Here is a 24,121-nt window from a genome sequence, read left to right on the forward strand (position 1 = left end):
TTTACTGCGGGGGCGCCTTGGGCAAAGCCTGCAAAATCGAATCAACCAAGCGATTGGCGGTGGGCTTATCGGCCGTTTCAACCATCACGCGCAGCACAGGTTCGGTGCCGGAAGGGCGAATCAACAAACGGCCATTGCTGCCAAGCTCAGCCTTCACAGCCTCGCAAACGCCCTGCACTGTCATATCGTTGGCCCAGTCGTACCCCACAGGCAAACGTGCATTTTTAAGCACCTGCGGCAACATGGCCACCGGCTTCAAAATGTCGGCCAAAGGCATGCCCAAATTGCGCACAGCGCGCAGCACTTGCAAGGCGCTCACAATGCCGTCGCCGGTGGAATGACGGTCCAGCACCAGCAAATGGCCTGAACTTTCTCCGCCCAATTGCCAACCATTGGCTTGCAACTTCTCAAACACATAGCGATCGCCCACCTTGGCACGCTCAAAGTCCACATTCAGTTGCTTCAAAGCAAGCTCTAGCCCCAGGTTGCTCATCAAGGTACCCACCACACCATCGACCTTGCCCTGCATGTGCAAACGCTCGGCCACCAAAGCAAACAACAGTTCATCGCCGTTGTAAATCCGGCCACTGCCATCCACACAAATCAGCCTGTCTGCATCGCCATCCAGCGCAAAACCGTAATCGGCCTTGTGTTCAAAAACGGCTCGAGCCACAAAGTCGGGGTAGGTGGCACCCACGCCGCGGTTAATATTCAAACCATCTGGCTGGTCTGCAAGCACCACCACATCGGCACCCAATTCACGAAACACAGCGGGTGCAATTTGATAAGCTGCGCCGTTGGCACAGTCCACCACAATTTTTAACCCACGCAAATGTTTGTCGCGCGGAAAAGTGCCTTTGCAAAACTCAAGGTAACGACCCGCTGCGTCGTTCAGGCGCTTGGCCTTGCCCAGCTCTTCAGACGACTTGCACGGTGCATTCAAGGCCAATTGCGCTTCGATTTCCATCTCCCAGGCATCGGGCAACTTGGTACCCTCTCCTGAAAAAAACTTGATGCCGTTGTCTTGGTAAGGGTTGTGCGAAGCGCTAATGACCACACCGGCCGACATGTTCAAAGCACGTGCCAAATAGGCCACCCCTGCCGTGGGCATGGGCCCCACCAAAACCACATCCACGCCAACCGATGTAAAGCCCGCCTCCAGGCAGCTTTCCAGCAAATACCCACTCACCCGTGTGTCTTTGCCAATCAACACCTGCGGGCGCCTTCCACCGCCCTCATATTTGGCCAGCACCGTGCCTGCGGCTTGCCCCAAACGCAACACAAAGTCAGGAACCATGGGACTTTGCCCCACCGTGCCGCGAATGCCATCGGTACCGAAATATTGTCTGCTCATTGAATGTCTGCAATAGGTGAATAATGTTTATCAATCTGATTTTACGGGAACTGTGGTGCGACCCCGGTAATCAATCCCGCTTAATTTACAAAAGCTTTCAAGTTGCGCCGGGCTGTCAATGCCATAAGCACCCAAATCAGACCCTGGCGTGAACAAGGCATTGATCCTTTCATTGGAACGTTGTTGCAACCAGCCAAAAGGCGTGTGGCGCTTGGCGTCCATGTCAGGGTGCCAGTGCTGCCCCTCATACGCCTTGCCCACTTCCTTGTACAGGTGATACAGCGGAATCAGATTGTGCCGCGAATGAAACACCTGATAGCCCTTGGCATGCGCACGCAGGGAAAGGCTTTGTTCTTCGCCCCGAAAATACAGGTAAGGATCGTAAGGCACCTGTTGTGTAAAGTCGCCTGTGGTGAACAAAAAACAAGCCCCGACATGAAAACCTGGCAGGTGGGTAATGTCAGGCGGTTCAACCCGTTTGCGAACCACCCGGAACTGCAACACAGCCCGATCGGCGTTCAGCGCACTGGCAGGGTCGCGATCAATAAAAAATATCTCGTCCGATTTAAGTGGTTCATCCGCCACTGCCCTGCCCTGTGAATCAAACCTGAAACCCGGCGGGTAGGTGCTGATCAAAGGCTTTGGATGGGAGTTTTTTAGCTGCTTGAACTGCTCAATCAACAATTCATCCCAGCCTTGATCAAACAAGGTGTGGGAATCAATTTGCAGCAAATAGTCCTGATCGTTGTACAGCGAGAACGCGATAGACCGCGCCCAGCTAACCCCACGCGAATCAATTGGTGACAAGCCCACATAGTTGATATTTTTGCGTGCAGGAAATTGTTGCAACCAATCCGGATTCAAATTCTCAGACTGATCCACCAGGCCCACAAAAATCCGCTGTGGGTGTTTCGCCTGTGAAAACAAATGGTGAATGGTCAGCTGAAGATGAGGCTCGCAGTAAGCCGCCACACTCACAAAAATTGTCGGAAACTTTTGCAAACTGTTGGCTTGCATTATTGGTTCAACGCGAAGGCCACTTTCAATGCCTCCACAGTTTCGCGCACATCATGAACCCGCAACACAGCAGCGCCATGTTGCGCGGCGTAAGTGGCGGCTGCCACCGAACCCGCCGTGCGCAAGCCAGGGTCGGTTTGCCCGGTGAGCTCAGCGATCATGCGCTTGCGCGAAACGCCCACCAGCACCCCTGCCCCGAGCGTGGAAAACAACGGGGTCGCTTTCATCAAATCAACATTGTGTTGAAGTGTTTTACCAAAACCAAAACCAGGGTCTACCAAAATACGGCTTGCGTTTACACCCAGCTGTTCAAGCGCGACCAAGCGCTTGTTCAAAAATGCCTCCACATCGCTGACTACATTGCCGTACTCCGGTGAATTCTGCATGGTGCGCGGTTCGCCTTGCATGTGCATCACAACCGCGCCGGCATTGGATTGCGCAAGTACTGCCTCTGCGCCTGTTTCTCGAAAACCGTTCACATCATTCAGAATATCCACACCCAAATCAACAGCCCGTGCCATCACTTTGGTTTTCATCGTGTCAATTGACAAAGGCACGTTCCAGCCCATTAACTCTTTGAGCACATCCTCCACACGTTTCCATTCATCATCCGCGTCTACGCCTTTTGCGCCAGGGCGGGTGGATTCGCCACCGATGTCCAGAATCTGCGCGCCTTGCTCCACCAGTTGGCGGGCATGTTCAATGGCCAGGTTGGTTTGGTTGTATCGGCCGCCATCGGAAAAAGAATCGGGCGTCACGTTCACAATACCCATAATCAGGGGCTGGCCGTGGGTGTATGTAAGCTCGAATCGACCTGCCTTCCAAGTGCGAACCATGTGCTACCTAGTGAGTTGCTGTAGAAGCCATTTTACGGCAAAGGTGCAAACCTGTTCCGCTCAGCTTGCTCAGGTGCATACCCTCTCGCGCCAGAAAACCTGTATTTCCCTTTTTGAGATTCACCCTGACTCACCTCGCTCGGCAAAAAAGCGGGCCGAGTCTCGGTGCCGGCCTATGGCCGAACGTGGCGGGTGAATTCAAACGGGCAGGTTTTCTTGATCGGCGTTGCGAGGGCATTGCGACCTGAGCAAGCCAAGCGAATGGGTTAGCAACGCGCGAGGCTTGGGTGCTACACCGGTTGGCCGGCTTTGCAAGGCTTCCCGGCGGCTTCGCAGCGCGGGGCGATCCGGGGGATCGATGCGAAGACGCTTAAGCGTTTCGCATGCCCCAAGCCAGAAGCATCAAGCCGGACCGAGAAGCGTTGCTTAGGCCAACCGGTGTAGCACCCAAGCCTCGCTCAAAGCCAACTCACTCGCACCAAACAAAAAAGCCGCTGGTCGCAAAACCAACGGCTTTTCAGTTTTCACCAACCCGACGATTAGTCCGCTTTCACACTCATCGCAGCAGGTGCAGGTTGCGGCGCAGGTGTTACCTTCTCGCCACCACCGCCACTGGAACTGGGGCTGCCACCTGTGGGCGGCGTGCTACCACCAGTTGTGGGTGGACGTGGATCTTTGCCTTCCATGATGTCATTGATCTGGTCTGCATCAATGGTTTCCCATTCCAGCAAGGCCTTGGCCATGACGTGAACCTTCTCACGGTTCTGATCCAGAATGTCCCAGGCCACTTTGTACTGGGCATCAATGATCTTGCGGATTTCAGCATCGACCATTTGCATGGTTTGCTCGCTCATGTGCGTGGTCTTGGTCACAGAACGGCCCAGGAACACCTCACCTTCGTTCTCGGCATACACCATGGGGCCAAGGGCCTCGGTCATGCCGTAGCGGGTTACCATGTCGCGGGCAATGGCTGTGGCACGCTCAAAGTCATTCGAGGCACCAGTGGTCATCTGGTTCATGAAAATTTCTTCGGCAATACGACCACCAAACAAGACCGCAAGCGTACACAGCATGCGTTCCTTGTCCATGCTGTAACGGTCACCTTCCGGCAACTGCATGGTTACACCCAAAGCACGGCCACGCGGAATAATTGTGACCTTGTGCACGGGGTCGGTTTTGCTCATCAATTTGGCAACCACAGCGTGGCCAGACTCATGGTAAGCCGTGTTGCGGCGCTCCTCTTCCGGCATCACCATGCTGCGGCGCTCTGCGCCCATGATGATTTTATCTTTGGCTTTTTCAAAGTCGCTCATTTCGACCACACGGCCATTGCGGCGTGCAGCAAACAGGGCAGCTTCGTTCACCAGGTTGGCCAAATCAGCACCGGAGAAACCGGGGCAGCCACGGGCCAACACAGACGCATCGACGTCGGGCGACATCGGGATTTTGCGCATGTGCACTTTCAGGATCTGCTCACGGCCACGAATATCGGGCAGGCTTACAACCACCTGGCGGTCAAAACGGCCAGGGCGCAGCAACGCTGGGTCCAACACATCGGGGCGGTTGGTTGCAGCAATCACAATAATGCCCTGGTTGGTATCAAAACCGTCCATCTCAACCAGCATCTGATTCAGGGTTTGCTCGCGTTCATCGTTACCGCCGCCCAAACCGGCACCACGCTGGCGACCCACCGCATCAATTTCATCGATGAAAATAATGCAAGGTGCCTGCTTTTTGGCTTGTTCAAACATGTCGCGAACACGGGCAGCGCCCACACCCACAAACATTTCAACAAAGTCCGACCCTGAAATGGTAAAGAAAGGCACTTTGGCTTCGCCTGCAATGGCTTTGGCCAACAATGTTTTACCAGTACCAGGCGAACCCACCATGAGCACGCCACGGGGAATGCGGCCACCCAATTTCTGGAATTTGGTGGGGTCTTTCAGGAATTCAACCAATTCGTGCACGTCTTCTTTGGCTTCGTCGCAACCAGCCACGTCAGCGAAAGTAACCGGGTTGGTATTTTCATCCAGCAACTTGGCTCGGCTTTTGCCAAAGCTAAACGCACCACCTTTGCCTCCGCCTTGCATTTGACGCATGAAGAAGATCCACACACCAATCAGCAATAACATCGGGAACCAGCTCACGAACAGGCTCATCAACAAAGATGGCTCTTCTTCGGGCTTGGCACGTACCTGCACGCCGTACTTCAGCAGATCACCGACCATCCAGATGTCGCCGGGAGAATACACCAGGCGCTCACGGTCGTCGGTAGTGAGGGCACGCACGGTGCGGCCTTCAACGATCACACTCTTGATGCGTCCATTTTGCGCATCCTGCATGAATTCGGAATATGTCATCTCGTTGGAACGAACCTGCTGGCCTTCAAACTGTTTGAACACAGTAAAAAGCACCAACGCCACGACCAACCAAACTGCTGCTTTGGAAAACGAATTATTCAATGCCACTTCTCCTCGAGGACTCTGCCACCACCCTAGGGAAATGGGGGCAGGTTGTCCATTTTAAACCCAAGCCAACGAATTACGCCATCACACTAATTCATGGTGTGCATTAACAATCGCAATCGCCTGGATCATGATGCTGCAAAATACCTATTTAAGACCCTTGCAAAGCAAAAAGGTTTCACGAGAACGATCCCGGGAGGCCTTGGGTTTGCGCGGTGACACACTTTTAAACACCTGTTTCATCTGGTGCACAATGTTGCTGTAAGACGATCCATGAAAAATTTTCACAATCAAGGCTCCGTTGGGTTTTAGCTGATTGACCGCAAAGTCGATGGCCAGCTCGCAAACATGCTCAATCCGGGCTGAATCAGCCGCTGCAACACCAGAAAGATTGGGGGCCATGTCAGAAACCACCAAATCCAGCTTCTCGCCACCTAGGCGTTGATTCAAATCTTCGAGCACCGCTTCGTCGCGAAAATCCCCTTGAATGAATTCAACACCCGCAATAGGTTCCATTGGAAGCAGATCCAGTGCGATAATACGGCCATTGATGACGCCACCGGGCCCAACCAAGGCTTCCCGAAGCACCTGCGACCAACTTCCCGGCGCGCTGCCCAGGTCGACCACCTTGATGCCCGGCTTCAACAACCCTTCCGGCTCTGCAATTTCCTTCAGTTTGAAGGCTGCACGGGCGCGATAGCCTGCATTCGTGGCCATCTTCACGTAAGGGTCGTTGATGTGATCATGCAACCAGTTTTTATTGAGTTTCTTCTTTTTAGCCACCGATTACCCAACCGAGTGAAAAATTAATATGACGGACACCGCTGCTGTAACCCTGACACCTGCCGAAAAAAAGGCGCTTAAAGCCCAGGCCCATGCGTTGGATCCGGTAGTTTTGATTGGCGACAAGGGTTTAACACCCAATGTGGTCAAAGAAATCGACATGAACTTGAATGCACACGGCTTGATCAAGGTACGTGTGGCTGGCGACGATCGGGAAGCCCGCCTTGAATATGCGCAAACCATTTGTGACGAAACCGGGGCTGCCTTGGTTCAACACATTGGCAAATTGCTGGTTCTATTCCGCCCCAAGGCAGAAGACACCGAAAAAGCAAAAACCAAAAGCCGGCCAAAACCCAAAGGCCCACGCCAAACCAAGCGCCAGTTTGCCTCCAAAGCCTAAATCAGCCTTTTGCGGTCAAAACCGGTTTGACACCAAACCGGTTTAAACCCCACACCAGAGCCCCGATCATTTTGATGGAATACAGCACGCTCGAAATGGCGTGCATATTCCCGAACTGGCTTCGCATGGCCGCAAGTGCGTCGCCCTCCAAGGTGGACATTGCTGCACGCAGATCATTCATGTGGGGCTGCAACCAGGCCAACTCGACCACGCTAACCGCCAAAATTACGGCCATCAAGACATTGAGCCGCATACCGGCGCGCAATTCACCCGCAAAATTCGACAGGGCCAACAACAAGGCGCTGCTCACCAAAGAGTACAAGGCCAATATGTAGAACAAACGGCCGGCCACCAAACCTGCTTCCGGTCGGGGTAACCATTTGAACAAACCTGGCACCACCAGAATGGCAATGAACCACAAAGCCCCGAGCCAAATCGCCCAGAACGCCAGTTCCGCACCCCGAAAACCGCGCCAAGTCATTGTTGTTGCACTCCCTTAACAAGCACTATCAAATGTACTTTACTTCCAATACTTCATATTCCCGCAAACCACCTGGTGCCTGAACATGGGCCACATCGCCTTCATACTTACCAATCAATGCACGCGCAATGGGGCTTGAAATAGAGATGAGACCGGCTTTGATGTCCGCTTCATCGTCGCCCACAATTTGGTATTCGACCGTGGCACCGGCCTCAATGTCTTCCAGTTTCACAGTTGCACCAAACACCACACGCCCTTCAGCATCGACATTGGTGGGGTCGATGATCTGCGCATTGCTCATCTTGCCTTCAATTTCCTTGATTCGCCCTTCGATAAAACCCTGCTTTTCTTTTGCTGCATCGTATTCAGCGTTTTCGGACAAATCGCCCTGCGCCCGCGCCTCTGAAATTGCATTGATCACTGCGGGGCGATCAACGGTTTTCAGGCGGTGTAATTCTTGTTTCAGCTTTTCAGCACCCTTGACGGTCAATGGGATAGTTGCCATAAATTCAAATGTTCCTGCAAATGGAAAGCCGCCTGATAGCAGAAATTGCTATGAGACGGCTTAAAGGTTCAGACAGGCAGATTAAGCGGAGAGTTCCGCATGCAAGCCCTGGACGCTGTAAACATCCATTGCGCCGAGGTGTTTCATACCCTCGACTGAAGCCAGTGCACCTGCCATGGTTGTAAAGATCGTAACACGAGAACTCAGCGACGTGGTTCGAATGTAACGGCTGTCATTGATCGCACTTCTGCGCTCTTCCACCGTGTTGACCACCAAATGTACTTCGCCGTTTTTCAGCATGTCGACAATATTCGGACGACCTTCCAGCACCTTGTTGACCACGGTGCATTCAATACCGCCTTCAGCAATGGCTGCCGCTGTACCGCGCGTGGCGATAATCTTGAAGCCCAGTTCAACAAGGCCCTTGGCCAGTTTCACCGTGTGCTTCTTGTCTTCGGTTTTCACGCTGATAAACGCAGTGCCGCCTTCTGGCAATTTGACTGACGCGGCCAGTTGCGATTTCACGAAAGCTTCGCCAAATGTGCGACCCACACCCATGACTTCACCGGTCGACTTCATTTCGGGACCCAGAATGGTGTCCACGCCGGGGAACTTCACGAAGGGGAACACGGCTTCTTTGACCGAGAAGTACTTGGGTACCGGAATATCGGTGACGCCTTGATCAGCGAAGGTTTGACCCGCCATGCAGCGGGCAGCAATTTTGGCCAACTGCTTGCCTGTGGCCTTGGACACATAAGGCACCGTGCGTGAGGCACGTGGGTTTACTTCCAGCACATACACAGTGTCGTTTTGAATCGCGAACTGCACGTTCATCAAACCAATCACGTTCAGGGCTTTGGCCATAAGCTCAGACTGACGCTTCAATTCGTTGACCATGTCAGCCGACAGACTGTACGGGGGCAAACAGCAGGCAGAATCGCCACTGTGTACGCCGGCCTGTTCGATGTGCTCCATCACGCCACCGATCATCACGGTTTGGCCGTCGCACAGGGCATCCACGTCCACTTCAATGGCATCGTTCAGGAAGCGGTCCAGCAACACAGGGCTGTCATTGCTCACTTTCACAGCTTCGCGCATGTAGCGCTCAAGGTCTTTCTGCTCGTGCACAATTTCCATGGCGCGGCCACCCAACACATAGCTTGGGCGCACCACCAGCGGGTAACCAATTTCCTGCGCATGCGAAATGGCTTCAGCTTCCGTGCGCGCAGTGCGGTTTGGCGGCTGGCGCAGGTTCAGCTTGGTCAACAGTTTCTGGAAACGCTCGCGGTCTTCGGCAATGTCGATACTTTCCGGGCTGGTACCAATGATGGGCACGCCGTTGGCTTCAAGCGACTTCGCCAGCTTCAATGGGGTTTGGCCGCCATACTGAACAATCACGCCGACCGGCTTTTCAATGGCCACAATTTCCAGCACATCTTCAAGCGTCAAAGGCTCGAAATACAAGCGATCAGAGGTGTCGTAATCGGTGGATACCGTTTCCGGATTACAGTTCACCATGATGGTTTCGTAACCGTCTTCACGCAAAGCCAGCGAAGCGTGTACACAGCAATAATCAAATTCAATGCCTTGTCCGATGCGGTTTGGACCGCCACCCAACACAATGATTTTTTTCTTGTCGGTCGGCTGGCTTTCGCATTCCTCTTCGTAGGTGGAATACATGTAGGCCGTACCGGTTTTGAATTCAGCAGCACAGGTGTCCACGCGCTTGTACACGGGGCGCACATTGTGCTGGTGGCGCAGCTTGCGAATTTCCGCTTCAGACACGTCGAGCAAATAAGCCAAACGACGATCAGAGAAACCTTTGCGCTTGAGCAAACGCAACACGGGCTCGGTCAAGTCCGCCAGGGTTTTGGTTTCCAATTCGAGTTCTGTGTCAACGATGTCCTGGATCTGAATCAGGAACCAGCGATCAATTTTGGTCAGCTGGTGCACTTCCTCAAGGCTGAAGCCTTGGGCAAAGGCATCGCCCACGTAGAAAATACGCTCGGGGCCGGGTTCGCCCAGCTCACGCTCGATCACTTCACGGTCGGTTGTTTTCTGGTTCAGGCCGTCTACGCCCACTTCCAGACCGCGCAGGGCTTTCTGGAAGCTTTCCTGGAAAGTACGGCCCATGGCCATCACTTCACCTACGGATTTCATTTGGGTGGTCAGGCGATCATCGGCTGTGGGGAATTTTTCGAATGCAAAACGTGGAATTTTGGTAACCACGTAGTCGATTGAAGGCTCGAACGACGCAGGCGTAAGACCACCGGTGATGTCGTTTTTCAGCTCATCGAGTGTGTAGCCCACCGACAACTTGGCGGCCACTTTGGCAATCGGAAAACCGGTTGCTTTGGAAGCCAAGGCGGATGAACGTGACACACGTGGATTCATTTCGATCACGATCATGCGGCCATTGGCCGGGTTGATCGAGAACTGAACGTTTGAACCACCCGTGTCCACGCCAATTTCACGCAGAATGGCAATGGATGCATTGCGCATTAACTGGTATTCGCGGTCGGTCAGTGTTTGTGCCGGGGCAACAGTAATGCTGTCGCCAGTGTGCACGCCCATGGGGTCGAGGTTTTCGATTGAACACACGATAATGCAGTTGTCGGCGCTGTCGCGAACCACTTCCATTTCGTATTCTTTCCAGCCAATCAGGCTTTCTTCAATCAGCAACTCATTGGTTGGCGATGCTTCCAGGCCACGGCGGCAAATGGTTTCGAATTCTTCGGCGTTGTACGCAATACCGCCACCGGTGCCACCCAGGGTGAAACTGGGGCGAATAATGACCGGAAAGCCGTTGCTGCCAACCAGTTTGGCAATGGTGGCCTGCACTTCAAGGGCTTCTTCCATGGAATGGGCCACACCGCTTTTCGCTGAATCCAGGCCAATGCTGGTCATGGCATTCTTGAACTTCAAGCGGTCTTCGGCTTTCTCAATGGCTTCTTCTTTCGCGCCAATCAATTCCACGTTGTACTTGGCCAATACGCCATGCTTGGCCAGATCAAGCGCGCAGTTCAGCGCGGTTTGGCCACCCATGGTGGGCAACACGGCATCAGGGCGCTCTTTTTCAATAATGCGCTCAACAACCTGCCAGGTAATGGGTTCGATGTAAGTGACATCAGCCATTTCCGGGTCGGTCATGATGGTGGCCGGGTTGCTGTTGACCAGCACCACTTTGTAGCCTTCTTCGCGAAGCGCTTTACAGGCTTGGGCGCCTGAGTAGTCAAATTCGCAGGCCTGGCCGATCACGATGGGGCCGGCGCCGATGATCAGGATTGTTTTTAGATCGTTACGCTTTGGCATAACTTCCCTTTAATTTTAAAAATTTCAATACGGTTCAGACTGGCAAGCACGCGGGCTGTTTAAGCCTTGGCTGCCTGAATGTCTGAAATAAAACGGTCAAACAGCTCGGCCAAATCGTGCGGGCCCGGGCTGGCTTCGGGGTGACCCTGGAAGCAGAAGGCTGCACGGTCTGTTCGCTCAAGACCCTGAATGGAGCCATCGAACAGCGACACATGCGTAACACGCAGGTTGGCGGGCAATGAATCGGCATCGACCGCAAAACCATGGTTCTGGCTGGTAATGGCCACGCGCTTGGTTTTCAGGTCTTGCACCGGATGGTTGGCACCATGGTGGCCGAACTTCATTTTCATTGTTTTGGCACCGCTGGCCAAAGCCATCAACTGGTGACCCAAACAAATACCGAATACCGGCAGTTTGGTGTTGTCCAGAATGTGCTTGATGGCAGAGATGGCGTAATCGCAAGGCTCGGGGTCGCCAGGGCCATTGCTCAAGAACACGCCATCGGGATTCAGGGCCAATACTTTTTCAACTGGGGTTTGCGCAGGCACTACGGTAACGCGACAGCCGCGTTGGGCCAACATGCGCAAGATATTGCGCTTGGCACCGTAATCGAATGCAACCACATGGTGTGGGCGCTCGCCTGTCTGGAAATGAGGTTCTTCGGCTGCTACGCCCAATGCCCATTCGCCTTCAACCCATTCATGGGCCTCGGTGCACGAAACCACCTTGGCCAGGTCCATGCCGGCCAGCCCAGGAAAACTTTTGGCCAGTTCAACGGCTCGCTCGGCACTGAAAGTTTCGCCGCTGCCCTCGGTCAAAAGGCAGCCGTTTTGGGCACCTTTTTCACGAAGAATGCGGGTTAACTTGCGGGTGTCGATACCAGCAATACCTGGAACACCGTGCTTTTTCAAGTAATCGGCCAGCGGCAAGGTAGAACGGAAGTTCGACACCAGTTCAGGCAGGTCCTTGATCACCAAACCCGACAAATGCAGCCCAGCGGACTCTTCGTCTTGCGGGTTAGTGCCAACGTTGCCTATGTGGGGATAAGTAAGGGTGACGATTTGACGGCAATAGGAGGGGTCGGTGGCAATTTCTTGATAGCCCGTGAGAGAGGTATTGAAAACCACTTCACCCACTTGCGTGGTGGGGGCGCCAAAAGAAATGCCCTCGAATACTGTGCCGTCTGCGAGCGCGAGCAAGGCGCGCGGGTGGGCGCTTGCGACTAATTTCGACAAGGGAAACTCCAATAGATGCGACAAAACACCCGGGGACAAATAACACCCGCGCAGGCTTTTTGCCTAAGAATCATTCAGCTAGCCGAGAATTATACCCTGAACGGCCGAGTTCGGCCACACCGAAGTGTGACCTTTCGAGAACTTTGGGCGTTTTAGGCGATTGATTTGCTTGCGATTCGACGACCGTACCAGCACAAAACCGCCACCGTGACATACATCAATAAGCCATACACCACCACTGGCACTGCAATTTCCGCGTTTTGCAACAACGACAGCGCAATCGTCAAACCCAGCGTGGAGTTTTTGACACACATTTCGATCGACACGGTCAGGCTGTCACGCGCGTCCAGGCCTGAAATCTTTCCACCGAGAAGCCCCAACGCCACGGCAGCAATATTCAACGCGACCACCGGCATCCAGGCCTGGGCAAACCATCCCAGCATGTTGTCAGACTCGCTGATGCCGATCAGCACCACGATGGCCACCAGCACAAAAACGGCAAACTTGTTGATGGCCGGCTCAAACTTTTGTGACAACGCTGGCTTCTTGGCACGGATAAACATGCCGATACACACCGGGATAATCACGATCACCATCATGGTGATCAATGTTTTCAGGAAAGGAAGCTGCAATTCAGTTCCCACCCCAACAAACATGGGCAAGGCGTACGCCATGTAAAAAGGGATGGTGATAACCGTGAGCAAACTGGCTATTACAGTCAGTGTGATTGACAAAGCCAGATTGGCCCGGGCCATGTAAGTCAGTACGTTCGACGTGGTACCCCCGGGCATGGCGGCAGAAAGCACCAAGCCAGCTGCCATCACCCCACCGCCAAACAAGCCACCAATGGCGAAACCCAACAGGGGAACCCCCACCAACTGCAACACGGTACCCACAATCACGCCTTTGGGCTGTTCCTTGACGCGACGAAAATCTTCGACCGTAAGGCTGAGCCCCATGCCGATCATGATGATAAAAAGAGAAACCGGTAAACCGATCGTGATGTAGGAATTGCCGAGCATTGTGTCTCCATGAGGTCTTTTTTATTGTTCAGCTACTGTAGCCGAAGCCGCACCCATGCACTGTCAGCAAATTGACGTTTAATCCGCCTTTTTGAACTCAGTTCGCACACTTTGCTCCAAAAAGTCAGCCACCACCCGGGTTTTGAGGGACAACTGACTGCTCAAGCCCGGTGGAAACACCAAGTACATGGGCAAACCACCGGTGGCCGGGTTGTCGGAATACCAATCCTCAAGAACTTCAATCAGTTCGCCGCGTGCCAAGGGACCCTGCAACATCCAATCCGCACTGCGACCCAAACCCAGCCCTGCTTGTATGGCACGAACCACCATGATTGGGCTCGAACAGGTCAACCAAGAAATCACTCGATGCTTCTGGCTGGGCTGTGCCCCGTTTTTTGGCCAGAATTCCCATTCTTTCAAATCACCACGCTGTGAAAATGCAATGCATTGGTGGTGAACCAAATCTCCAGGTGTTTGAGGTGCACCGTGCTTTTCAAGGTAGGCGGGTGAGGCATACAGCTTTCGCCAAATGGTGGCAATTTTGCGCGCACGCAAAGTGGAATCTTGAAGCGGCCCAACACGCAAGGCAATGTCAAAACCTTCCTCCACGATCATGGCATTGCGGTTGGACAAGTCCACTTGCAACTGCACATCGGGGTACTTGGCGTGAAATTCCGGCAAACGGGGTGCCAGTATTTTTTCACCCACAATCACAGGAAGACTAATACGCACGGTGCCGTGCGGCTGACCGCTTTGCAACTGGGTAATTGCATCGCGCGCTTCTTGCTGGCTTTCCAGCATGCGCTGGGCATACAGCTTATAAATTTCACCCGCCTCGGTTATTTTGACTTGCCGGGTGGTGCGGTTCAGCAGCCGGATATTCAAATGCGCCTCGAGCTGTGCAACGGCGCGGCTGATGCTGGAGGGGTTCTCGCCTTTCAGTTTGGCGGCAGCAGCAAAACTGCCGGTGTTGACCACCATCAAAAAGGTTTCAGCCGCCTGAAGTTCATTGAAATTGTTGCTCATAGCGCAATGGTGAAGTTCTATATGCGTAGTTTATTTGCACAATGTACAACAATAATATGAGTTCACACCATCTCAAAAGGAGTGTGAATCATGAATGAATGGCCCGAAAACCTACCTGGCCTGGACCTGAACTGGACAATGTTTGATACCGCAAACAAAGTCATCAGGACCATATTAATGTTGCTTGTTGTTTTAGCCGGTATTGGATTGGCGCAAGCCACCGAGCTGCCTGCAGTCATTGTGACTGAAACGGCAGAATGGCTGAACTTTTCCACGTGGTTTGCCGACGGTGCGGTGGGCGGATTCGACGCGGCAGGTGCCAGCATTGGGGGCTGGTAATGTTACTTGAACTGTTGTGGCGGCCAGCGCCACCAGGCCACCGCAACCAACAAGCCGAACAGGGTATAGACCAAGGCGAACACCCAGCCCGGGGCTTGGTAGAACATCACGCCATGCACCCAGTGCTGGATGAAGCTGCCTTGGTACACGCCCTGCCCGGCTTGCAAACGCAACCAGTTTTCAAGGGTCGTCAGCGGGCATTCAATGCCCAGCCAGCTTTCAAGAACAACCACTGAAATTGCGAGCAGGTGAAGTACCCTGAACCACCAACGGTTCACCCAGGGCCACGCACGCAAATTGCCCACAACAATGAGCAATAACCCCACCACCACAAACAGCACAATGGCGAAGTGAGTCAACAAAACAACGTCAGCTGCAAAGGCGTAATTCATGCTGTTAGCATAAACAAAAAGCCCCTCACAGGGAGGGGCTTTGCAAGCGGCTCAATCACCTAAGCGATTTAGAAATTGGCAACGGCCATTTCTGTCACGGACTGGTAACCGTTCACAATGCTGTCGCGCAGGCCGGGTACGGCGTTGAGCACGTGATCAGCAAAAAAGCGTGAAGTCAAAATCTTGTCGCTGTAGAAACTGTCTGTTTCACCAGCCTTGATTTTGGCCTCGGCAGCCAATAGCGCACGCGCCATTTGCCAGCCCGCCACTGTGGTGCCAGCCAGTTTCAGGTAAGGCACTGAACCGGCAAACACGGCGTTGGGGTTGGCTTTCATGTTGTCGACCACAAATTGTGCAGCCTCCAGAAACGACGCACGCGCCGCATCCAGACGGGCTGCAACCGCTTTGGCGTGGGCTGAACCCGATTCATTCAATTGAACCACCGTGCGCGCAATTTCAGCACACAAGGTTTTTACCATGGCACCGCCATCGCGCGATGTTTTGCGACCCACCAAATCGTTGGCCTGAATCGCAGTTGTGCCTTCGTAAATGGTCAGAATTTTCGCATCACGGTAGTACTGGGCTGCGCCTGTTTCTTCAATGAAACCCATGCCACCGTGCACTTGCACGCCAGTGGAGGCCACTTCAATGCTCATCTCAGTCGACCAGCCTTTGACCAGCGGCACCATGAATTCATACACCGCCATGTTTTGCTTGCGGGTAGCTTCATCGGCATGGAAGTGGGCTGCATCATATGCGGCACCCGCCACGCAGGCCATTGCACGCGCAGCTTCAACCTGTGAACGCATGCTCATCAACATGCGCTTGACATCGGGGTGATGAATAATTGCCACGGCCTCGTTGGCTGAACCATCTACCGGGCGAGACTGAACACGGTCGTTCGCATAGCGCACGGCTTGCTGATAAGCACGCTCGGCCACACCAATGCCCTGCACACCCACCTGGAAGCGGGCTGCGTTCATCATCACAAACATGTATTGCAGGCCTTTGTTCTCTTCACCCACCAAATAACCGATTGCGCCCTGACCAACGTCACCCTTGTTATCGCCATACAACAGCACAGCGGTCGGTGAGGCTTTGATACCCAACTTGTGTTCGATGGATGCGCAATACACGTCGTTGCGCTTGCCCAATGAACCGTCGTCGTTCACCATGAATTTGGGCACCACGAACAGGCTGATGCCCTTCACGCCTTCAGGCGCATCGGGTGTGCGAGCCAGCACCAGGTGAACAATATTCTCGGCCATGTCGTGCTCACCGTAGGTGATGTAGATCTTCTGGCCAGAAATGCGGTAAGTGCCATCGCCTTGGGGAACGGCTTTGGAACGCACCAGCGCCAGGTCTGAACCAGCCTGCGGCTCGGTCAGGTTCATGGTGCCGGTCCATTCACCGGAAATCATTTTGGGAATGTAAGTTTCTTTCAGATGCTGGCTGCCGGCCACCAACAGCGCTTCAATGGCGCCATCGGTCAGCAGGGGACACAGCGCAAAGCTGAGATTGGCACCATTGACCATTTCCATGCAGGGTGTTGCCACCAGCTTGGGCAGGCCTTGGCCGCCGAATTCAGAAGGATGCTGCAAACCTTGCCAGCCTTGCTCGCCAAAGGCTTTGAATGCCTGCTTGAAGCCTTTGGCTGTGGTTACAACGCCGTCTTTCCAGTTGGCGGCCTCTACGTCGCCCGACCAGTTCAGTGGAGCAACCACTTCGCTGGTGAACTTTGCGTTTTCATTCAGAACCGCATCCACTGTTTCCTCGGTTGCATCTTCACAACCGGGCAACTGGGATACTTGATCCAAGCCGGCCAATTCTTTCAAGACAAACATCATGTCTTTGACTGGGGCGTTGTAACTCATTGTCGTCTCCTGATACAGCTTTGCGTTTTGTGTCGTTTACAGTTTCTGGTTTACAGCTTTTCCGTCAATTGAGGCACTACTTCGAACAAATCGCCCACCAAACCGTAATCGGCCACACCAAAAATTGGTGCTTCGGGATCTTTGTTCACGGCCACAATCACCTTGCTGTCTTTCATGCCCGCCAAGTGCTGAATAGCACCGGAAATACCGAAAGCCATGTACAGCTGGGGTGCCACGATTTTGCCGGTCTGGCCCACTTGCCAATCGTTGGGTGCGTAGCCTGCGTCTACCGCAGCACGCGATGCACCAATTGCGGCGTTCAGCTTGTCAGCCAATGGGTCCAGAACATGGAAATTTTCTGCGGAGCCCATACCACGGCCACCGGAGATAATGGTGCTGGCAGCAGTCAACTCGGGACGGTCGCTCTTGGCCACTTCACGGCTTACGAAAGTAGACTTGCCGGAATCGGCAACCGCACTCAGGTTTTCAATGGCGGCAGAACCGCCCTCGGCGGCAACCGGATCAAATGCGGTGGTACGCACGGTGATGACCTTGGTGGCGTCCGAAGACTGCACCGTGGCAATCACGTTGCCTGCATAGATTGGGCGAGTGAATGTGTCCGCACTTTCAACACTGATGATGTCGGAAATTTGTGCAACATCCAGCTTGGCAGCCACGCGCGGCAACACGTTTTTGCCCACGCTGGTGGCGGGTGCCAGAATGTGACCGTAGTTGCCGGCAATTGCGAGAATTTGTGCTGCAAAGTTTTCTGCCAACTGGTCACCCAGGGCGTCTGAATCGGCAACCAACACCTTGGCAACGCCAGCCGCTTTCGCAGCTTGCTCGGCTGCAGCGCCACAACCCTTGCCGGAAACCAGCACATGGATATCGCCACCAATTTTCTGGGCCGCAGCGATGGTGTTCAGCGTGGCGGGCTTGATACTTTGATTGTCGTGTTCTGCAATAACGAGTACTGACATTTTTTGCTCCTTTTGTCCCTGTGTTAGATCACTTTGGCTTCGTTCTTCAGCTTGTCGACCAGCGTGGCCACATCGGGCACGGTGATACCTGCTGAACGCACGGGTGGATCGCTTACTTTCAGGGTTTTGATACGTGGATCAACATTCACGCCCAAATCAGCAGGCTTGATGGTGTCGATCTGTTTTTTCTTGGCTTTCATGATGTTGGGCAGCGTTACATAACGTGGCTCATTCAGGCGCAGGTCGGTTGTCACAACCGCGGGCAGGCTCAAGCTAATCGTTTCCAGACCGCCATCCACTTCACGGGTTACATTGACTTTGCCGCCCTCAACCACCACCTTGGATGCAAACGTGCCCTGTGGCATGTCGCCCAAAGCAGCCAGCATTTGACCGGTTTGATTGCAATCGTCGTCAATGGCTTGTTTGCCCATGATGACCAGGTCGATGCCTTCTTTTTCGATAATGGCTTTCAGAATTTTGGCAACAGCCAATGGCTGTAGCTCAACATCGGTCTCAACCAGAATGCCACGGTCTGCGCCAATGGCAGCGGCGGTACGCAATGTTTCTGCGCACTGGGCAACGCCACAACTAATGGCAATCACTTCGGTGGCCACGCCTGCTTCTTTCAGGCGCGTGGCTTCTTCAACAGCGATTTCGTCGAAGGGGTTCATCGACATTTTCACGTTGGCGATATCCACGCCAGAACCATCGCTTTTGCAGCGAACTTTTACGTTGTAATCGACTACGCGTTTAACGGGTACCAGGATCTTCATGCAAGCCATCCCTTTGTTGAAATTGGAGAATAGATGATTGGATTATACGAAGCGTTTTGAGAAAAAACGCACGATCGTTCGATTTTTCATAGAGTCTACACTCTAAGGGGTGGTTTGTCGAGGTTATTGGTATCGGGCGCAGATCGATTTCATCGCTGAAAAGCAGCGCTCGTCGATTTCATCACGGCTTCGAATGGTGCAATCCAGATCGATCACCCGCCCGGTCGACAGGCTATACACCAGGCCGCCCACCGCCACAGGTTCACCTCTCCCCCAAGCCGTATTCACGGCTGGGCTCAACGCCGCCAGGCGCACTTGCTGAATCACGTTCAATTCGCACAGCTTGTCAACATTGCGGTTGGCCTCTTCCAGCGACGCTGGGTTGAACATCAGGTGATCGTGGGCCAGTTCGCGCACACCTTCCAGCCAGTCGCCAGGGGCGCCACCTGCATGCAAGCCCAAGGCGATGCGCACGCCTCCGCAGTTGTGATGCCCAAACACCAAAAGGTGCTTGACCTTCAAACTATCGATGGAGAACTGCAAGGCGGTTTGCAAACTAAGGTCGTTCAAACCCGTTTGGTTGGCCACATTTTTATAAACAAACAGCTCGCCCAAATTGCTTTGCAACAAGGTGTTGGGGTCGGCCCGGCTGTCGCAACAACTAATCACTGTGAATGCCGGACTTTGCCCCGCATAAAGTCGTTTGAAATAGTCTGGATCTTGCGCGGTGATTTGCTCCACCCATTCGGCGTTTCGCGCCAGCATTTCGCTCAACCGATCTTCAGAATACGGCGCAGGCGTTGAAAAAATCACGATGCAAGCGCCTCCACATGGGCATAAACAGAATCGGCCAGGGCCTCTAGCTCGTAACCGCCCTCCAGGGTACTAACCAGCTTTCCATCGCAATACTCATCGGCCACCCTTTTCAGGAAGTGCGTGATCCAGCCGTAGTCCTCAGTGGTCAATTGCATGTCAGCCAGGGGGTCTTTTTCGTGGGCATCAAACCCGGCAGACACCAACACCAACTGGGGCTTGAACTGATCAATCGCATCGACCCAGTGGGTTTGAATGGCGTGCTTGATTTCCTCGCGGTCACCGCCAGGCCGAACAGGACAGTTCACCATATTGCGGGCACCACCCAGCCCCCCACTGAATGGATAAAGTGGCGATTGAAAGGTGCTGCACATCAGTATTTTCGGATTGTTGGCAAATGCATGCTCGGTGCCATTGCCATGGTGCACATCGAAATCAACAATCAGCACGCGTTCAAGCCGGTAAGCGTCAATGGCGTGTTGCGCGGCAATGGCCACATTGTTGAACACACAAAAGCCCATGGCGCGGTCTACGCAGGCATGGTGACCGGGCGGGCGAACCGCACAAAACGCGTTGTTGACCGCATGCGCCATGACCAAATCCACTGCATGCACGCAGGCGCCCGCAGCACGTCGAGCCGCATCCAGCGAGAATTCCGACAAGGTGGTGTCGCCATCAATATCAATGTTTCGCTTCAGCGGAAAACGGGCCTTGATACTTTCCACGTACGCAGGCGTGTGAACGGCAGTCACAGCCGACCAAGGCACCTCCGGTGCGTCACAGTGCACCAAGCGGGGCCACAAATCGGACGCTTGCAGTTTTTCACGAATCACGCGCAGGCGAGCCATGCTTTCCGGGTGACCAAGACCAGGATTGTGCAAGGCGCAATCATTGTGGGAAATATAGGCAGTGGTCATGGCTTAGTCCCGAACAGCGCACAAATGCTGGGTTATAGTGAACAACAGACCTGCCAAACCAAGTAAACACGCGCCGGGTCGACCGCTACTACTTTTGACTACACCTACACCGGACATGCTGACTCCTTCTGTGACTACTCATCGAATCTTAACAAGCTTTGCATCCATTCTAATCAGCACAGCCCTGTGCACTCAATCTGTACACGCCCAAGACACCCAGAAGGTTGACTTTGCAGCGCACAGAAATGCGACAGCCCTTGCTGAGCGATTACAGGCCAAAGAGGGTATTCCTTCAAGCACCACACTGAGCCTGTTAAAACAGGCCGAGTTGCTGCCGCAGGTGGTAAAAGCCGTCATGCCGCCAAAAACCAAAGGGGTACGCAACTGGGACACCTACCGCAGCCGATTTGTTGAGCCTTATCGAATTCGCAAAGGCGTTGAGTTTTGGGACGCCAACCTGGACACCCTGAAAGAGGCTGAAGCCACGTATGGCATTCCGCAAGAAGTGATCGTGGCCATCATTGGCGTAGAAACCATTTACGGGCAACACATTGGCAATTACCGGGTACTGGATTCACTTGCCACATTGGCCTTTGCTTATCCTGAAGGTCAAAAAGACCGTTCGGAATTCTTTCTCAGCGAACTGGAAGCCTTCATCGCCCTGTGCAACAGAACCCATCTGGACGCGCTCGAGGTGAAAGGATCGTATGCCGGGGCAATTGGCCTGGGTCAATTCATGCCCAGTTCATGGACGGCTTATGCCGTAGATGGCGATGCCGATGGCATCGTCGACCTATTTCACAGCCGCCGCGATGCCATTTTCAGTGTGGCCAATTTTTTGAAAGTACACGGCTGGGAAACAGGCAAAGCCACGCGCGTGCTGGTTGATATCGAGCATGCCGATAATTTGAAGGAACTACTGGCACCCGACATTGTGCCCACCTTTACCCCAGCAGTGATGCAACAAAAAGGCGTGAAGCTGAAGGGTGAAACATTGCCGGATGAAAAACTGGCCTTGATTGAACTGGTGCGCGGGGACGCCGAACCCGCTTTCGTCGCGGGTGGGCACAATTTTTACGTAGTCACGCGTTACAACCGCAGTTCCTTCTATGCCAACGCCGTGCTGGAGTTGAGCGAGGCGTTGAAACTTAGAAGGGACATGCTGAATTAGGCTGGAAAAACACCCGTGGACAGGTAACGATCTCCACGGTCGCACACAATGAACACGATCGTGGCGTTTTCAACTTCTTCAGCAATTTTTAGCGCAATGTGCGCAGCACCTGCGGCTGATATGCCGCAGAAAATACCCTCTTCGGCTGCCATTTTTCGGGCCATTTCTTCGGCCTCAAGCTGGGTTACCTGCACCACACGGTCCACGCCGGCGGGCTTGTAAATTTTGGGCAGGTATTCCTGGGGCCATTTGCGAATACCGGGAATTTGCGACCCCTCGCTGGGCTCCGCACCAATAATTTGCACATTGGGATTTTGACTTTTCAGGTAACGAGACACACCCATAATCGATCCGGTGGTGCCCATGGCACTGACGAAATGAGTCACTTTGCCACCCGTGTCGCGCCAAATTTCCGGACCGGTAGTCTCGAAGTGCGCCAGCGGATTGTCTTCGTTGGCGAACTGGTCGAGGATGACACCCTTGCCTTGATCGCGCATTTGTTCGGCCAAATCACGCGCGTATTCCATGCCACCCTTTTGCGGAGTCAAAATGATTTCTGCGCCAAATGCACGCATGGTTTGACGGCGCTCGATGCTAAGGTGCTCAGGCATGATGAGTACCATGCGGTATCCGCGAATGGCCGCAGCCATGGCGAGCGCAATACCGGTGTTGCCCGATGTGGCTTCGATCAGGGTGTCGCCGGGCTTGATGGTGCCGCGTGCTTCAGCACGTTTGATCATGGAAATTGCCGGGCGGTCTTTCACTGAACCCGCCGGGTTGTTGCCCTCTAGCTTGCCAAGAATGACATTGCCGCGATCGGCATTGGCCTTGCCAGGCAAACGTTGCAACTGAACCAAGGGGGTGTTGCCGATGGTGTCTTCAATGGTGAGGTATTTCACAGCCGGATCACTTTCAACAAAGGTAATCCGGCTATTTTAGCTTAATGTGGGTGCACAACACCGTCACGTAGCGCCGGCCTGTGTTCAATCCACTGTGGCAACAGAGAGGCGATAATCATGGTGAACAAGCCCAGCACCATGCCCAACAACTGGGGTGGCCAAACTTCGCTGGGGAAGAAGTTTTTGGCAATCAACCAGCTGCTGACACCCACAATGATTGACCACACCGCGCCTTGCGAAGTGGCACCCTTCCAGTACAGGCCGAACACCAAGGGCACAAATGCGGCAGCCAAGGTAATTTCATAGGCGCTTTCCACCATTTCAAATATGGAGGAATCGCTGTTGATTGCGAAAGCCACCACGATGATGGTGAACACAAACACAGACACCCGCATGGTCAACAACAAGGCTTTGTCGTCCATGTTCGGATAAATGTTCTTCACAATGTTTTCAGCGAAAGACACGGAAGGCGCTAACAAAGTGGCACTTGATGTACTCATGATGGCTGAAATAAGCGCACCGAAAAACACGATTTGCGCAAACAGGGGCGTGTGCATCAACACCAAATTGGGCAAGACCATTTGCGAGTCTTCAGACACCATTGCACTAAAGGTAGCCGGGTCGATCATGATGGCGCCATAGGCCAAAAACACCGGAATGAATGCGAAAAAGAAGTACAGGGAACCACCGAGCACCGCGCCACGTACCGCAGTTTTTTCGTTTTTGGCCGAGCTGATACGTTGAAAAATATCCTGCTGGGGAATTGAACCAAAGGCCATGGTCAGGAAAGCGCCCACGAACGGCACCCACATCACATAGCTGAATTCTTCAGGGAAAAACTGCAGTTTGCCCGCTGCTTCGGCATGGTCAACCACCGTGCCTACGCCACCAGCCAGGTCAGCCACAATCCACATGATGTAGACCAAACCAGCTGCAATCACCACCATTTGAATGAAATCGAGAATGGCCACTGACAACATGCCACCAAACAGCGTGTAGATAAGCACCACACTGGCACCAATGATCATGCCCCATTCCTGGGAAATTGCACCATCAGTGAGCACATTGAAGATCAAACCCAGTGCACTGATTTGCGCAGCCACCCAACCCAGATAGGACACCACAATACAGGCGCTACAAAAAATCTCGACGACCCGGTTGTAGCGGACGCGGTAGTAGTCACCCAAGGTGAGCAAATTCAGACGATAAATTTTGGGCGCAATGAACAGACCCGCCAAAATCAGGCACATGGAGGCACCAAACGGATCAGCCACAATGCCGCTCAAACCCTCTTCTACAAAGGTTGAGGAAATACCCAGCACCGTTTCAGAGCCGAACCAAGTGGCAAACACCGTTGCGGTCACGATGGGCAAGGAAAGGTGCCTGCCCGCCACCGCGTAATCCGCTGTACTACTTACATTTCTGGCCACATACAGGCCAATGAATACAGAAACCAGCAAATAAGCAACTACCGAGGCAAGCAACATCTTGAAAACCCACCAGAGAGAAAAAATGATTTCGGATTAT

Annotated in this window: 22 protein-coding genes; 3 read left to right on the forward strand and 19 right to left on the reverse strand. The window is 53.5% G+C overall.

The window, feature by feature from the left end; genetic code table 11:
- Position 1: 1 nt before the first annotated feature.
- The 5 genes from glmM to P0D43_RS15165 form a co-directional block, all read right to left on the reverse strand.
- The gene (gene glmM / locus P0D43_RS15145) at positions 2-1,354 is read right to left on the reverse strand and encodes a phosphoglucosamine mutase (RefSeq protein WP_159572133.1); all 1,353 of its coding nucleotides are present in this window, start codon (positions 1,352-1,354) and stop codon (positions 2-4) included.
- 30 nt (positions 1,355-1,384) lie between these two features.
- Positions 1,385-2,371 (reverse strand): GlcNAc-transferase family protein, encoded by a 987-nt coding sequence (locus P0D43_RS15150; protein ID WP_394672873.1) that lies wholly within the window; start codon positions 2,369-2,371, stop codon positions 1,385-1,387.
- A complete protein-coding gene (gene folP, locus P0D43_RS15155) occupies positions 2,371-3,207 on the reverse strand; it encodes a dihydropteroate synthase (protein WP_394672874.1) in 837 nt (278 codons plus the stop codon). The genes P0D43_RS15150 and folP overlap by 1 nt, the downstream gene beginning before the upstream one ends.
- A gap of 539 nt (positions 3,208-3,746) precedes the next feature.
- Entirely contained in the window at positions 3,747-5,669 is a 1,923-nt protein-coding gene (gene ftsH, locus P0D43_RS15160; protein WP_394672875.1) for an ATP-dependent zinc metalloprotease FtsH, read from the reverse strand.
- 150 nt (positions 5,670-5,819) lie between these two features.
- Positions 5,820-6,455 carry an RlmE family RNA methyltransferase gene (locus P0D43_RS15165; RefSeq protein WP_159572121.1) on the reverse strand — a complete coding sequence of 212 codons (636 nt, stop codon included), beginning with the start codon at positions 6,453-6,455 and terminating at the stop codon, positions 5,820-5,822.
- A gap of 28 nt (positions 6,456-6,483) precedes the next feature.
- Between P0D43_RS15165 and yhbY the strand changes: the two genes are divergently transcribed.
- On the forward strand, positions 6,484-6,855 hold the full coding sequence (yhbY, locus tag P0D43_RS15170; RefSeq protein ID WP_394672876.1) for a ribosome assembly RNA-binding protein YhbY: 372 nt from the start codon (positions 6,484-6,486) through the stop codon (positions 6,853-6,855).
- A 1-nt stretch (position 6,856) separates the two neighbouring features.
- Here the strand turns inward: yhbY and P0D43_RS15175 are convergent, their stop codons facing one another.
- From P0D43_RS15175 to P0D43_RS15200, 6 genes are all read right to left on the reverse strand, one after another.
- A complete protein-coding gene (locus P0D43_RS15175; RefSeq protein ID WP_394672877.1) occupies positions 6,857-7,336 on the reverse strand; it encodes a DUF4149 domain-containing protein in 480 nt (159 codons plus the stop codon).
- Positions 7,337-7,364: 28 nt separating this feature from the next.
- Positions 7,365-7,841, reverse strand: coding sequence for a transcription elongation factor GreA (gene greA, locus P0D43_RS15180; RefSeq protein WP_159572112.1), 477 nt, complete (start codon positions 7,839-7,841; stop codon positions 7,365-7,367).
- Positions 7,842-7,922: 81 nt separating this feature from the next.
- Positions 7,923-11,153: a carbamoyl-phosphate synthase large subunit gene (gene carB, locus P0D43_RS15185; protein WP_394672878.1), complete on the reverse strand. Its 3,231-nt coding sequence runs from the start codon at positions 11,151-11,153 to the stop codon at positions 7,923-7,925.
- Between the two features lie 59 nt (positions 11,154-11,212).
- On the reverse strand, positions 11,213-12,388 hold the full coding sequence (gene carA / locus P0D43_RS15190) for a glutamine-hydrolyzing carbamoyl-phosphate synthase small subunit (protein ID WP_201301501.1): 1,176 nt from the start codon (positions 12,386-12,388) through the stop codon (positions 11,213-11,215).
- A gap of 152 nt (positions 12,389-12,540) precedes the next feature.
- The gene (locus P0D43_RS15195) at positions 12,541-13,410 is read right to left on the reverse strand and encodes a bile acid:sodium symporter family protein (protein WP_159572106.1); all 870 of its coding nucleotides are present in this window, start codon (positions 13,408-13,410) and stop codon (positions 12,541-12,543) included.
- 78 nt (positions 13,411-13,488) lie between these two features.
- Positions 13,489-14,436 (reverse strand): LysR family transcriptional regulator, encoded by a 948-nt coding sequence (locus P0D43_RS15200; protein ID WP_159572103.1) that lies wholly within the window; start codon positions 14,434-14,436, stop codon positions 13,489-13,491.
- Positions 14,437-14,526: 90 nt separating this feature from the next.
- On the opposite strand from P0D43_RS15200, the gene P0D43_RS15205 reads away from it, so the two are divergent.
- Complete coding sequence (locus tag P0D43_RS15205) at positions 14,527-14,775, forward strand: hypothetical protein (RefSeq protein WP_159572100.1); 249 nt, start codon at positions 14,527-14,529, stop codon at positions 14,773-14,775.
- Between the two features lie 2 nt (positions 14,776-14,777).
- Here the strand turns inward: P0D43_RS15205 and P0D43_RS15210 are convergent, their stop codons facing one another.
- The 6 genes from P0D43_RS15210 to P0D43_RS15235 form a co-directional block, all read right to left on the reverse strand.
- Entirely contained in the window at positions 14,778-15,167 is a 390-nt protein-coding gene (locus tag P0D43_RS15210; RefSeq protein WP_159572097.1) for a DUF2784 domain-containing protein, read from the reverse strand.
- A 68-nt stretch (positions 15,168-15,235) separates the two neighbouring features.
- Positions 15,236-17,041, reverse strand: coding sequence for an acyl-CoA dehydrogenase (locus tag P0D43_RS15215; RefSeq protein WP_394672879.1), 1,806 nt, complete (start codon positions 17,039-17,041; stop codon positions 15,236-15,238).
- Positions 17,042-17,091: 50 nt separating this feature from the next.
- A complete protein-coding gene (locus P0D43_RS15220) occupies positions 17,092-18,021 on the reverse strand; it encodes an FAD-binding protein (RefSeq protein WP_341236806.1) in 930 nt (309 codons plus the stop codon).
- Positions 18,022-18,044: 23 nt separating this feature from the next.
- Positions 18,045-18,794 carry an electron transfer flavoprotein subunit beta/FixA family protein gene (locus P0D43_RS15225; RefSeq protein ID WP_159572088.1) on the reverse strand — a complete coding sequence of 250 codons (750 nt, stop codon included), beginning with the start codon at positions 18,792-18,794 and terminating at the stop codon, positions 18,045-18,047.
- A 123-nt stretch (positions 18,795-18,917) separates the two neighbouring features.
- Positions 18,918-19,607 carry a carbonic anhydrase gene (locus tag P0D43_RS15230; RefSeq protein ID WP_159572085.1) on the reverse strand — a complete coding sequence of 230 codons (690 nt, stop codon included), beginning with the start codon at positions 19,605-19,607 and terminating at the stop codon, positions 18,918-18,920.
- Positions 19,604-20,524: a histone deacetylase family protein gene (locus tag P0D43_RS15235; protein ID WP_341236804.1), complete on the reverse strand. Its 921-nt coding sequence runs from the start codon at positions 20,522-20,524 to the stop codon at positions 19,604-19,606. The genes P0D43_RS15230 and P0D43_RS15235 overlap by 4 nt, the downstream gene beginning before the upstream one ends.
- A 94-nt stretch (positions 20,525-20,618) precedes the next feature.
- On the opposite strand from P0D43_RS15235, the gene mltB reads away from it, so the two are divergent.
- Positions 20,619-21,695 carry a lytic murein transglycosylase B gene (mltB, locus tag P0D43_RS15240; protein ID WP_394672880.1) on the forward strand — a complete coding sequence of 359 codons (1,077 nt, stop codon included), beginning with the start codon at positions 20,619-20,621 and terminating at the stop codon, positions 21,693-21,695.
- Here the strand turns inward: mltB and cysM are convergent.
- Both cysM and P0D43_RS15250 read right to left on the reverse strand, forming a co-directional pair.
- Positions 21,692-22,594 (reverse strand): cysteine synthase CysM, encoded by a 903-nt coding sequence (gene cysM, locus P0D43_RS15245; protein ID WP_159572076.1) that lies wholly within the window; start codon positions 22,592-22,594, stop codon positions 21,692-21,694. The two genes, mltB and cysM, sit on opposite strands and share 4 nt — an antisense overlap.
- A 41-nt stretch (positions 22,595-22,635) precedes the next feature.
- Complete coding sequence (locus P0D43_RS15250; protein ID WP_159572073.1) at positions 22,636-24,081, reverse strand: sodium:solute symporter family protein; 1,446 nt, start codon at positions 24,079-24,081, stop codon at positions 22,636-22,638.
- Positions 24,082-24,121: the final 40 nt, after the last annotated feature.

This window comes from Limnobacter sp., from assembly GCF_043511195.1.
Lineage (GTDB): Bacteria > Pseudomonadota > Gammaproteobacteria > Burkholderiales > Burkholderiaceae_B > Limnobacter.